General features: G+C 35.8%; 13 protein-coding genes. 1 reads left to right on the forward strand and 12 read right to left on the reverse strand.

Annotation, left to right across the window (positions count from 1 at the left end; translation table 11 throughout):
• Window positions 1-435: 435 nt before the first annotated feature.
• Together WG904_RS09935 and WG904_RS09940 are read right to left on the reverse strand one after the other, a co-directional pair.
• Window positions 436-1,539 (reverse strand): ABC transporter permease, encoded by a 1,104-nt coding sequence (locus tag WG904_RS09935; RefSeq protein WP_339579152.1) that lies wholly within the window; start codon window positions 1,537-1,539, stop codon window positions 436-438.
• Between the two features lie 7 nt (window positions 1,540-1,546).
• Window positions 1,547-2,680, reverse strand: coding sequence for a glycosyltransferase family 2 protein (locus WG904_RS09940; RefSeq protein ID WP_339579153.1), 1,134 nt, complete (start codon window positions 2,678-2,680; stop codon window positions 1,547-1,549).
• A gap of 212 nt (window positions 2,681-2,892) precedes the next feature.
• On the opposite strand from WG904_RS09940, the gene ruvC reads away from it, so the two are divergent.
• Window positions 2,893-3,456, forward strand: a complete 564-nt coding sequence (gene ruvC / locus WG904_RS09945; RefSeq protein WP_339579154.1) for a crossover junction endodeoxyribonuclease RuvC — start codon at window positions 2,893-2,895, stop codon at window positions 3,454-3,456.
• Here the strand turns inward: ruvC and WG904_RS09950 are convergent.
• The 10 genes from WG904_RS09950 to WG904_RS09995 all read right to left on the reverse strand — a co-directional run bounded on the left by WG904_RS09950 (window position 3,453) and on the right by WG904_RS09995 (window position 11,271).
• Window positions 3,453-3,791 carry a hypothetical protein gene (locus WG904_RS09950; protein WP_339579155.1) on the reverse strand — a complete coding sequence of 113 codons (339 nt, stop codon included), beginning with the start codon at window positions 3,789-3,791 and terminating at the stop codon, window positions 3,453-3,455. The two genes, ruvC and WG904_RS09950, sit on opposite strands and share 4 nt — an antisense overlap.
• 199 nt (window positions 3,792-3,990) lie before the next feature.
• A complete protein-coding gene (locus WG904_RS09955) occupies window positions 3,991-4,206 on the reverse strand; it encodes a hypothetical protein (RefSeq protein WP_339579156.1) in 216 nt (71 codons plus the stop codon).
• An 82-nt stretch (window positions 4,207-4,288) separates the two neighbouring features.
• The gene (locus WG904_RS09960; RefSeq protein ID WP_339579157.1) at window positions 4,289-5,062 is read right to left on the reverse strand and encodes a 5'-nucleotidase, lipoprotein e(P4) family; all 774 of its coding nucleotides are present in this window, start codon (window positions 5,060-5,062) and stop codon (window positions 4,289-4,291) included.
• Window positions 5,063-5,342: 280 nt separating this feature from the next.
• The gene (gene atpG, locus WG904_RS09965) at window positions 5,343-6,224 is read right to left on the reverse strand and encodes an ATP synthase F1 subunit gamma (RefSeq protein WP_339579158.1); all 882 of its coding nucleotides are present in this window, start codon (window positions 6,222-6,224) and stop codon (window positions 5,343-5,345) included.
• Between the two features lie 77 nt (window positions 6,225-6,301).
• Window positions 6,302-7,873 carry a F0F1 ATP synthase subunit alpha gene (gene atpA, locus WG904_RS09970; protein WP_339579159.1) on the reverse strand — a complete coding sequence of 524 codons (1,572 nt, stop codon included), beginning with the start codon at window positions 7,871-7,873 and terminating at the stop codon, window positions 6,302-6,304.
• 39 nt (window positions 7,874-7,912) lie between these two features.
• Entirely contained in the window at window positions 7,913-8,449 is a 537-nt protein-coding gene (atpH, locus tag WG904_RS09975; RefSeq protein ID WP_339579160.1) for an ATP synthase F1 subunit delta, read from the reverse strand.
• 105 nt (window positions 8,450-8,554) lie between these two features.
• Window positions 8,555-9,049 carry a F0F1 ATP synthase subunit B gene (gene atpF / locus WG904_RS09980; protein ID WP_339579161.1) on the reverse strand — a complete coding sequence of 165 codons (495 nt, stop codon included), beginning with the start codon at window positions 9,047-9,049 and terminating at the stop codon, window positions 8,555-8,557.
• Between the two features lie 70 nt (window positions 9,050-9,119).
• Window positions 9,120-9,335, reverse strand: a complete 216-nt coding sequence (gene atpE / locus WG904_RS09985; protein ID WP_339579162.1) for an ATP synthase F0 subunit C — start codon at window positions 9,333-9,335, stop codon at window positions 9,120-9,122.
• A gap of 37 nt (window positions 9,336-9,372) precedes the next feature.
• On the reverse strand, window positions 9,373-10,533 hold the full coding sequence (gene atpB / locus WG904_RS09990) for a F0F1 ATP synthase subunit A (protein WP_339579163.1): 1,161 nt from the start codon (window positions 10,531-10,533) through the stop codon (window positions 9,373-9,375).
• A 501-nt stretch (window positions 10,534-11,034) separates the two neighbouring features.
• Entirely contained in the window at window positions 11,035-11,271 is a 237-nt protein-coding gene (locus tag WG904_RS09995) for an AtpZ/AtpI family protein (RefSeq protein ID WP_339579164.1), read from the reverse strand.
• Between the last annotated feature and the right edge of the window lie 147 nt (window positions 11,272-11,418).

The following is an 11,418-nucleotide window of genomic DNA, read 5'->3' on the forward strand; positions in this document are numbered from 1 at the left end:
TTGTGCATGGTAAATTACTCATTTCTAAACTCGTTAAATAACTAAAAAAACTTTAGTCGTTTAGCTAGTGAAAGTTTAGCTATTTAGCTAGTAGAAAAGCCGAAAACAGTATGCAAATTTGCTAAAGAACGAATAATCAAATTATACTGATGGAAAAATATTTAAAGCGAGTTAAAGATTTTATAATTTCTGTTCGACTTCAATTAGATTTTTGTAAGTCTATTCTTACTAAATTATAAAGAACCAAAATCTACCTATAAAATTTGGTGTTAGTTACCTGTTCTACGTGTTAGACAGGTAATTTTTTTTGAACTATATTTTACAACCACTGTAGCGTTTTTGTAATGGCTCTCGTTTAGTTAAATATAGCTAGTGAAGTAGCGAAAAATTTAACTCTAATTAAGACCCCTATTTTCCAGAACGAATAGGGGTTTTTTATACACTTGCATTTTGACCTTTTACATCAAAGGCATCTCTTAGCCCGATTGCAAGTACGTTAAAAGCATAAACCGTTAGCATAATGGCTAAGCCGGGCAATACCGCCAAATAAGCTGCATCCATAATAATATATGCATAATGCTCTTTAATCATGCTGCCCCAGCTTGGCATAGGAGGTTGTGCACCAAAGCCTAAAAAGCTCAATCCAGTTTCTAATAATATTGCGGAAGCAAAATTTGCTGAAGCGACAACTAAAATAGGACCAGCAATATTGGGTAAAATATGTTTAACAATCGTTCTCCGAGTAGAAAAGCCCAGTGCCTTAGCTGCCTCTACAAATTCTACCTCCTTTAACGACATCACTTGCCCCCGTACCAAACGCGAAACATCAACCCAGGTAGAGAGACCCACAGCAATAAAAATTTGCCAAAACCCCTTCCCTAATGCAAAAGATATGGCAATCACCAGTAATAAAGAAGGAAGCGACCAAATCACATTCATGAACCAGCTAATTGAGGCGTCGGTTTTGCCCCCAAAATACCCTGCTATAGCACCCAAGCTCACCCCAATAACTAACGAAATCAGTACAGCCATCAACCCTACAGAAAGAGATACTCTAATGCCCAAAATTAATCGGCTTAACAAGTCGCGGCCATACATATCGGTACCTAGATAAAAAGTTTGCCGGTAAATATTATTTTTTTCGAAGTTTGCTTGCGGCTCAATTTTATAGCTTGTTTCTTCGGCCTTTTCATCATCACCAATATATTCGCATACAACTACTCGATCGCCCTCAACCCTATACGATGTAATGGGTACACTTTTAAAATCTGCCTCTTGGCCGTACAGCATTTTCTCGAAAAGATTTGTCTTTTTACTTGTTTTACTGCGATTAATAATTAGAAAATCGAAGGTCCGGAATGGTTTTTTATTGCTCAATTGCAAATGCATGGTATTTGCATAAGGCGTTTGATCGGGCGTAATTAAATAACCCAATATTCCAATTAGCATTAATACTAAGATGAAAATTAATCCTCCAAATGCTAGTTTATTGCGCTTAAATTTGTTCCAAATCTTTTTTGAAGGGCTATTCGTATTCATCTCTAATTTATTTTACCATTCGGCCTTTCCAATTGTATTTTCCCGAATTGCCTGCGATACCAATATACACGATATAAAAGATATGCATTATGCTAGTTAACGGCTGTAAAACTAACAATTGTTTTCTTCTAAAGAAACTCGTAACAGCGTTTAAAAAAAATAGTTCGATAATAATTTTCAAGAACAGTTGGACGACTAAAACATTGAAAAAAGAAATATTTTGAAGCATTAGTGCAATTGCTCCATTCAAAAAAATGCTTAAATTAAATAGCCATACTAAAACTCCAAGTAAAACTATCCCTTTATTTCTATAGCGTGTGCTTTTCGACGCCCATCGTTTCCGTTGCTGGATAAACTCTTTTAAGGTATGTTTAGCTCTAGTATATACAATCGCATCTGGGCTTTTTAAAAATCCGATGTTGTTGTCGTATTGGGCTGCTATCTTGTGCAAGAGTAATTCATCATCGCCAGATGCCAAATCATCTATACCTTTAAAGCCACCTACTTCATCAAAAGCTGCGCGTTCGTAAGCCAAATTTGCGCCATTACAGGTAATTGGATTTTTGTTTCCTAAGGTTGAGGCGCCTAATCCGATAAGATAGGAAAACTCCAATGCTTGGCATTTTTCAAAAAGATTTTGCTCGTCAAAATAAGCCACTGGCGATGAAATCATTTTGTAATCATGTTCTTCATAAAAACTAACTATGGTTTTGAGCCAGTTCTTACCCATTCTACAATCGGCATCGGTTGTGATGATTAATGTACCGTTTGATTCACTTATCGCTGTTTGAATAGCTTTTTTCTTATAAGAGTTTAGCACTTCATCTTCCATTAGGTTGATTAGCTTTACCCCTTTATTTAAAAAAGAACCAACAATAGCCGCTGTTTCATCTGTAGAATGATCATTGATGATAATAATCTCAAATAATTGAGAGGGATAATCTTGATTTAAAAGATCATTAATTGTATTAGCGATATGATTTGCTTCGTTTCTTGCGGCAACGATAACTGATACCTTTGTAGATACGGCTGTTTTAACGGGTGAATATATCGTTAAGCGATACCAACCTTTGATGAACGTAATCACAATAATTACATATACTAAGGCCAAGATATAACTAATTACGCTTATCGCTTCCAAATAATTTAAGTTTAATTTTGTGCAAATATGCTTAATATTGTGAGAGCCTGTTCAAATTTATGTTGAAAAATTGTTAAATGCTTATTTTTAAGCGAAACAAGGCTTACTTTTGAAGAGATAGCAGAGCTTCTACCTCGAAAAAGTATAACGAAGTTGCAGCTAAAAAGAAGCTTAAACAAACTACAAGATAAACTTAATCAGGCTCTCTTATAATGGTTGAAAAAAAAGAACGTGTAATTATGGGTATCGATCCTGGTACTGCAATTATGGGTTATGGGATAATTTTGGAAAAGGGAAACAAGATCGAACTCATTAGCATGGGTGTTGTCAAAATGGATCATTTAGAGGATCATTTTTTAAAATTACAACGAATTTTTGAGAAAACTATTGGGTTGATTGAAGAATATAAACCTGATGTACTTGCCATTGAGGCACCATTTTATGGAAAAAATATTCAAGTAATGCTTAAGTTGGGTAGAGCCCAGGGAATTGCGATGGCTGCTGCACTTTCTAAGAATATATCCGTTACGGAATACGCACCTCGGAAAATAAAACAGTCGATTACCGGAAAAGGAACGGCCAGTAAAGAACAAGTTGCCGCCATGTTGCAACGACTATTAAACTTTAAAGAAACTCCCGAATTTTTAGATGCGACCGATGGCTTGGCCGTTGCGGTATGTCATTCTTTTCAGCGGATAAATATGAGCAGTACGAGTAAATCTTATTCGGGGTGGGAAGCGTTTGCGCAGGATAATAAGAAAAGGGTTAAAGGTTAGGTATTTGAAAGCTTTTTCTTTATAAACAGGCGATACCCATAAAAGTTAGCCACTAAACCTAACCAAAAAGGGCCGATAAAAATAGCTATTAAAGGAGCCATTTTAAAAGCATCGTGTGGCATTGCAAAAGAGCTAAGCATTAACGGTAATATAAAAAACGAAAGCGCAGAATAGGTAATATCTTCCCTAATTGATTTGATTAGGTTGAGATAGATTGGCAGCGTAGCTATTGTTAAACCAACAATCATAAGTATTGCTAATGGAAATGCGATAATACGTTCATCAACCCCCTTAAATGAAACTGGCAATGGTTGTGTGATAAAAAAGTATAACATTAAAAATGTCAACAAAATCGAAAAGATTGCTGTAGAAATAAAAATGAATGTCAGTCTTTTAAAGTTACCTATTTTTTGCCTTTACCTTAATGCAAGAATCTGAAATAAGTAACCCTTTTTTGCAAAAAATAAAAAGGTATAAAACCAAAAAATCCCTCGACGCTTAATCGAGGGACTTTAAATATCTATTATTAAACAACTATTTTGCTTCCATGATTTTAAAAACCCCTTTGCAGGCTATGATAGAGCCTACTAGTAAAATAGCCCATGAAGCAATTGAAAGTGCAGTTGAATCGAATGCGAAACGTGCATATACACCAACAATACCTATAAGTACGCCCCATAAAATTAGCATATAATGCGAGGTGTTATTAGCAGAGGCCATGCTCTTTTCTCTTTCTTGATCTTGACTCATGAGTTTTATGTATTTATTGCTTACAAAATTAATATTTATTCGTTAATTCTTGCAAAGATATTGAATAAATTAGTTGAAAAGATTAATAGCTTTTTAGTCGTTCTAACCGTTGCTTTGCTTTATCGGCCTCGCTTAATTTATCAGAAGTATACAATGGTTTCTCCCAATCGCCATACATCGGGTTAGGCAATACGATAAACTTTTTGCCAAATAGAGCTTTAGCTGCATCAACCTGTTGTTTGGTATCCTTTCCCTCTCGATAAAAAACATTAGAAAAATCACTTAAATTATCTCCACATAACAGCAAAACGTTATACTTTTCTAGTACTTTTTGTCTTCGCGGTTCTTTATCTGAAGTTGTTGTTTTTACCAATAAATGTGCTTCATCGGCGTTTGGAAATCCAAATTTTTGTAGATTTTTTAGCGTCCCTACGTAATCTTTTTCATCTCTATTGGTAACATAAAACGTTTCTACTTTTTTACTTGCCGCAAATTTTAAAAAATTCAATGCACCTGGAACGGTATCAGCAGCTCCCATTGAAGTCCATTGTGCCCAATCGGCTACATCAAAACTCACCCCCTTTTTAATCTCGTGCCCTTGAAAGGCAGAATTATCTAAAATTGTTTCGTCTGCATCAACGATTACGCAATTAGGCTTACCATTTGCTTGTTCCCAGAGGGCTTCTTTTAAAGAAAGTTTTGCAAAATTGTAGGCCTGATAAGCCAAGGCACGATATTCCCCACTCGTTTGTTGCCACAATACGGCATTGGTGAAATCTCTTGCCGGGGTTAATGCTTGGGCTATAGTTAAAATTGGCAAAAAGCCAATCGATAATAGTAGAATACATTTTTTCATGGTTTATTTTTTTCCAAAATTAAGGTATAGTGCTTAAATAAAAAAACCTTTAAAAAGGTAACCGAAAAACTTAAAAGATGAATTATTCTAAAGTATAAAGCAGAATCGCCGTAACTCGATATATAATTATTAACGTTCTATAGCAATTTTAAAATCCATTTTTAAATTGTTGGTACCAAAACTAACGTTCAATCTTAACTATTATTTAAAATGCGAAAATACAAGACATAAAAAAACCCTTACCGATTAAGATAAGGGTTTATATTTTCAAATGAGTTTCTTACCCATTCAATGCAGCAGCACCACTAACAATCTCCGTTAACTCGGTTGTAATGGCCGCTTGGCGCGCTTGATTATAGGCTAATTTTAATGCTTTTAATAAATCCCCCGCATTTTCTGTTGCTTTATCCATTGATGTCATACGTGCACCATGTTCTGAAGCATGAGAATCAAGAACTGCTTTATATAATTGGATTTTAATCGATTTAGGAATTAATTGTTTAACAATATCTTCTTGATTAGGCTCCAAAATGTATTCAACATTTGATGATTTTGCCTGTGCAGAAGTTTCTGTTCTTGGTAAAGGCAATAACTGCTCGCTTGTTAAAATTTGAACTGCAGCATTTTTAAATTGATTGTATACTACCTCAACTCTATCAAAATCGCCATTTTCAAAACCTGTCATAATCGCTTCTGTAATTTTGGTTACATTTTCGAAAGTTAGGGCCGAATACACGTCATTGTTATTACCGATAACTTTGTAATTACGTTTCTCGTAAAAATCTTGCGATTTTTTACCAATTGCTATAACACTTACATTGCCTTTTTTAAGCTGTTCACTATATTTTTGGGCAATTAAATTATTTGCAGTTTTAATTACATTCATGTTAAAAGCACCCGCCAAACCACGGTTTGATGATACTACAACGATCAACACTTTATTTGGCTCCCGGTCTTCGATAAATGGTGAAGAACCACCTTCTAAACTTGCAGAAAGATTACCTAAAATTTCTTTTAGCTTGGTAGCATACGGACGTAATTGAACAATAGCATTAGTAGCACGTTTCAACTTCGCAGCCGAAACCATTTTCATGGCTTTGGTAATCTGCTGGGTAGATTGTACCGATGCTATACGTATTCTTACTTCTTTTAAATTAGCCATCTCTTTTTTAGTCTTCAGTCTACAGTCTTTAGTCTTAAGTCTACTCGAGACTTTAGACTAAAGACTCAGGACTAAAATTAATATTTACTTGAAATTTCTTTTGCAACAGTTTCTAAAACCTCAGTAGCATCGTCTAGCTTACCCGCCTTTAAGGCTGCTAAAGTTTCAGGGTGACGCAACTCTAAGGCTTGTAAAAACTCAGCTTCAAATGCTTTTACTTGGTTCACAGGAACTGAACGCATTAAGTTCTTGGTACCTAAGTAAACGATCGCAACTTGCTTCTCTACCGTAAATGGAGAAAATTGAGCTTGCTTTAACATCTCTACGTTACGTGCACCTTTATCCAATACCGATTTGGTTGCTGCATCCAAGTCTGACCCGAATTTAGAGAAAGCCTCTAATTCACGATACTGAGCTTGATCCAACTTTAAGGTACCAGCTACTTTTTTCATCGATTTAATCTGTGCATTACCACCAACACGTGACACCGAGATACCTACGTTAATTGCTGGACGAATACCTGAGTTAAATAAGTTCGACTCTAAGAAAATTTGTCCGTCGGTAATCGAAATTACGTTCGTTGGAATATATGCAGAAACGTCACCTGCTTGTGTTTCGATAATCGGTAAAGCGGTTAATGAACCACCTCCTTTTACAATTGCTCTTAACGACTCTGGTAAATCGTTCATGTTTTTAGCAATCTCATCGTTCGAGTTAATTTTCGCAGCACGTTCTAACAAGCGACTGTGAAGATAGAACACATCCCCTGGATAGGCCTCACGACCTGGTGGGCGACGTAATAATAAAGAAACCTCACGATAAGCAACAGCTTGTTTAGATAAATCATCATACACAATTAACGCTGGTCTACCCGTATCACGGAAAAACTCACCAATTGCAGCACCTGCAAATGGGGCATAAAACTGTAATGGAGCAGGTTCAGCAGCAGAAGCAGCAACAACAACTGTATAAGCCATTGCACCGTTCTCTTCTAACGTACGAACTACGTTTGCTACCGTACTTGCTTTTTGTCCGCAAGCTACATAGATACAGAATACAGGGTTACCTGCTTCGTAAAATTCTTTTTGATTGATGATGGTATCGATACAAACGGCAGTTTTACCAATCTGACGATCACCAATAACTAGCTCACGTTGACCACGGCCAATAGGAATCATCGCATCGATTGCTTTGATACCAGTTTGTAAAGGCTCAGTAACGGGCTGACGATAAATTACGCCTGGTGCTTTACGCTCTAGAGGCATTTCATAGGTTTCGCCTAAAATTGGTCCTTTACCATCAATTGGCTCGCCTAACGTGTTTACCACACGGCCTAGCATACCCTCACCAACTTTAATAGAGGCAATTTTTTTGGTACGCTTAATTGTATCACCTTCTTTGATCTCGTCGCTAGGGCCTAATAAAACCACACCAACGTTATCTTCTTCAAGGTTCAAAACTATACCCTGCAACCCATTAGCAAACTCAACTAGCTCACCACTTTGAACTTTAGTTAAGCCGTAAACACGAGCGATACCATCACCCACTTGCAACACGGTACCAACTTCTTCAAGCTCAGCTTCTGATTTAAAGCCCGACAATTGTTGTCTGATAATTGCCGAAACTTCGTCTGGTCTTACCTCTACCATAATATTTGTTTTTTTTAAATTCTTTTTTAAATTGCGCCTTTACAGTGCAAATTCTCTTTTTAACTTATTTAATCCGCTAGCGATACTTGCATCAAACTGCTTGTCGCCTACTTTTAAAATAAATCCGCCAATTAATTTATCATCAAGTTTTTCTTTAACGATAACTTCGTTAGCCCCTAATTCTTTTTTAACTAGGCTTACAATCTCTTTTCTACTCTCATCGGTTAATGCCGTTGCAGAGGTTACTTCTGCAGTTACAATTCCTTTGATTAAGTTATATTGATGAATAAATTGCTTAGCGGTTTCGAACAAAATCGAAGCTCTACCTTTATTTACTACTAATTTCAAAAAGCTTTGGGTAATATTATGAACTTTGCCACCAAAAACATCATTCAAAATTCCTGACTTTTTATCCAAAGGAACAATAGGATTTCTCAATATCGCTTCTAATTCGCTATTATCGTCTACAACTTTCTCGAATAATACCATATCATTCTTCAATTCTTCCAATGCATTTTGCTCGGTAGAAAGGTCGATTAATGATTTTGCGTACCTACTTGCTGCTTTACTTGACATATATTTTAGTTGTAAGTTGTAAGTGGTAAGTGATAAGTCATAAGTTGCAAATTAAAATCTAGCACTTAAACTTATACTTAAAACTTAAAACGTAATACTTATAACTTAATTTAACTCAACATCTTTCAACAAGCTTGTCACCAAGTCTTGCTGTTTTGCTTTATCGTCTAACTGGCTACGTAAAACACGTTCTGCAATATCTAAAGATAAAGTTGAAACTTGCCCTTTTAACTCCGCCAAAGCAGCTTTCTTCTGGTTTTCAATCTCGATACGTGCCTTTTCAATCAGCTTTGCACCTTCGGTTTGCGCTTGTGTTTTAGCTTCGTTAACGATGTTATCTTTAAGTGTTTTTGCTTCTTTCAAGATCTCATCACGCTCTGCGCGCGCCTGTTTCATCAAGTCTTCGTTTTGAGCAGTTAACCTTGCCATTTCTTGTTTAGCCAATTCTGCTTTGTTCAACGCATCGTCGATAAATTGCTCACGTTCTTTTATTGCCGCCATTACGGGTTTCCAAGCAAATTTGGCTAAGATAAATAGTAAGGTCAGAAATACAATTGAACTCCAAACGATTAACCCAATACTGGGACTAAATAAATCCATGTTTTATTATATTATTGTTGTTTACAAATTTTAATAAAATTTCGGAGCCAACCGCTCCGAAATTCATTTTTTAAGCGCCTGTACCCAAGAAAGATACAACAACCGCAAATAGTGCAACCGCTTCAACGAATGCTGCAGCAATTAACATCATCGTTTGAATTTTAGACGCAGCTTCTGGTTGACGAGCAACACTTTCTAAAGCTGAACCACCAATTTTACCGATACCAATACCTGCACCAATTGCAGCTAAACCTGCACCAATTGCAGCAATACTTCCTACTACCATTTTAATTTAATTTATATGTAAACAATATTGTTTCTAATTAATGGTCGCCATGTTCTTGTACGGCCAAGCCGATAAACAAAGCGGTTAATACAGTAAAAATAAAGGCCTGTATAAAACCTACTAACAATTCAATCATACTAATAAACACCACAAATACTACTGATACTGGCGCAATAAAAGCTGATTTAAACACAAAGATTAAGCATAATAGTGCTAACACTAAAATGTGGCCTGCCGTTATATTTGCAAACAAACGTATCATTAAAGCAATAGGCTTTGTAAAAATACCCATCAACTCTAAAGGTGCTAAAAATATCTTCATTGGCACTGGCACACCCGGCATCCAAAAAATATGCTTCCAATAGTGACCATTTGCTTTAACATTGGTAATAAGGAATGTAATTACAGACAACACAAGTGTAAGGTTTATATTACCAGTTAAGTTTGCACCTCCTGGAAAAATAGGCACCATCCCCAATATATTATTAAACCAGATGAAGAAAAATACCGTCAATAAATAGGGCATATATCCTTCGTACTTGGCACCCAAATTAGGAATAGCGATATCATCTCTGATAAATAGAATAACCGGCTCAATTAAAGATTGGAAACCTTTTGGCGATTTACCAGCACGTTTCCTATATGAATTTGCCACACCAATAAATACAATTGCCAGTATTACAGCAGAAAATATTAATGTGAATACATTTTTTGTAATTGATAAATCTAATGGCATTCCATTAGCAACCTTGTGTTTTGCATCAACACTCACATATTCACCATGTTCATTTGGTGTAGCAGACGCCACGTAAATTTTCTCATGATAGTTTACAAACTTTTGGCCATTTTTTTCTACAACATGTTTTCCTTCACTATCATGATGGAATGCACTCGACATAAAAGTAACCAAACCATTGTCTGTCCACAACAGTACAGGAAGCGGTACCGTAACCGACTTTTCCCCTTCACCCCACAGGTGAAAACCATGCGCATCGGCAATATGATGTAAAATAAAACCTGTAATATCGAACTTCTCTTCTTTAGCTCCTTCTGCAGCTGCAGTTGCATGATTTTCTGCCGAAACTGGAGCTTCCGGGGTCGGATGCGCCGAAACATTTAGACTAAAAAATGCTAAAAAAAGCGCAAAAGCGGTGCTTTGTACAATTTTTTTTGATTTAAAAATATGACTGAAGTGCATTTACTGTATGTTTTTTACTTTTTTATTGAGTGGCGCAAGTTACACAACAATGCGTAAATTTCAAAGCCACTAAATAAGAAATATAAAGAAAAAAAATTGAACACAAAAAGTAGGCGGTTTACAGGTGTTGTAAGCACATAAACGAGAATAAAAGCCATCGAAAAAAGCATCTTTATCCCAAAAGATGCCATGATGGCCATCACTCCCGATTCTGGTTTTCTTTTAATGCCAATATAAGCAACTAAGTAGGCAATAAAAGTAATCCCTACCATGAAACTATATATTACCCAAAACTTTTCAATCAATAAAGTGGTGGTTGGAAAAACGTATGGCAAAGCAATCACTACCCCTGCAATAAGCAGTGTAAATAGAAAATAATAAAGAATAAAACGCGCTAAGCTCAAAATATATTGGTTTCTGCAAAGATACGAGAAAGCAGACAAATATTTAGATTTTTGGAAATAGGAAATTGTAACTAGACCAGACAGATTACCCCAATGACTATTTCCTATTTCCTATTTTAGTCAGCGACCTTACTACCATATACAAAGAAAAAATTACCCCTAAAAAACCTAGCATTGCAGCATATGTAGATTTATCATGCGCCTGGTGTTCATCAATCTTATACCCAATAAACGTAAACAGACCTATTGTAGCTAACATTTGAAATGCCATACCTGTATATTTAGCGAAATTATTTGCCTGTTTTCCGGCATCATCTTTTTCGGGATTTGTCATAATATGTGATTGGATTAAAAATATACCCTAAATATTAATATTTTATTGCCGCAATAAAATATTTTTGCATACATTTTGTTATATTGTTAATAAGCACTCAATTTAAATTCTTGAACACTTACGCAAAAATTAGTCTTAAATTTAGTT

It is taken from the genome of Pedobacter anseongensis (genome assembly GCF_037482965.1).
GTDB lineage: Bacteria > Bacteroidota > Bacteroidia > Sphingobacteriales > Sphingobacteriaceae > Pedobacter > Pedobacter anseongensis.

What these genes read in the sequence shown, in the direction of transcription:
- WG904_RS09935 (WP_339579152.1), bottom strand. Translation starts at nt 1,539, where the DNA reads ATGAATACGAATAGCCCTTCAAAAAAGATTTGGAACAAATTTAAGCGC.
- ruvC (WP_339579154.1), top strand. Translation starts at nt 2,893, where the DNA reads ATGGTTGAAAAAAAAGAACGTGTAATTATGGGTATCGATCCTGGTACT.
- WG904_RS09950 (WP_339579155.1), bottom strand. Translation starts at nt 3,791, where the DNA reads ATGTTATACTTTTTTATCACACAACCATTGCCAGTTTCATTTAAGGGG.
- WG904_RS09955 (WP_339579156.1), bottom strand. Translation starts at nt 4,206, where the DNA reads ATGAGTCAAGATCAAGAAAGAGAAAAGAGCATGGCCTCTGCTAATAAC.
- WG904_RS09960 (WP_339579157.1), bottom strand. Translation starts at nt 5,062, where the DNA reads ATGAAAAAATGTATTCTACTATTATCGATTGGCTTTTTGCCAATTTTA.
- atpG (WP_339579158.1), bottom strand. Translation starts at nt 6,224, where the DNA reads ATGGCTAATTTAAAAGAAGTAAGAATACGTATAGCATCGGTACAATCT.
- atpA (WP_339579159.1), bottom strand. Translation starts at nt 7,873, where the DNA reads ATGGTAGAGGTAAGACCAGACGAAGTTTCGGCAATTATCAGACAACAA.
- atpH (WP_339579160.1), bottom strand. Translation starts at nt 8,449, where the DNA reads ATGTCAAGTAAAGCAGCAAGTAGGTACGCAAAATCATTAATCGACCTT.
- atpF (WP_339579161.1), bottom strand. Translation starts at nt 9,049, where the DNA reads ATGGATTTATTTAGTCCCAGTATTGGGTTAATCGTTTGGAGTTCAATT.
- atpE (WP_339579162.1), bottom strand. Translation starts at nt 9,335, where the DNA reads ATGGTAGTAGGAAGTATTGCTGCAATTGGTGCAGGTTTAGCTGCAATT.
- atpB (WP_339579163.1), bottom strand. Translation starts at nt 10,533, where the DNA reads ATGCACTTCAGTCATATTTTTAAATCAAAAAAAATTGTACAAAGCACC.
- WG904_RS09995 (WP_339579164.1), bottom strand. Translation starts at nt 11,271, where the DNA reads ATGACAAATCCCGAAAAAGATGATGCCGGAAAACAGGCAAATAATTTC.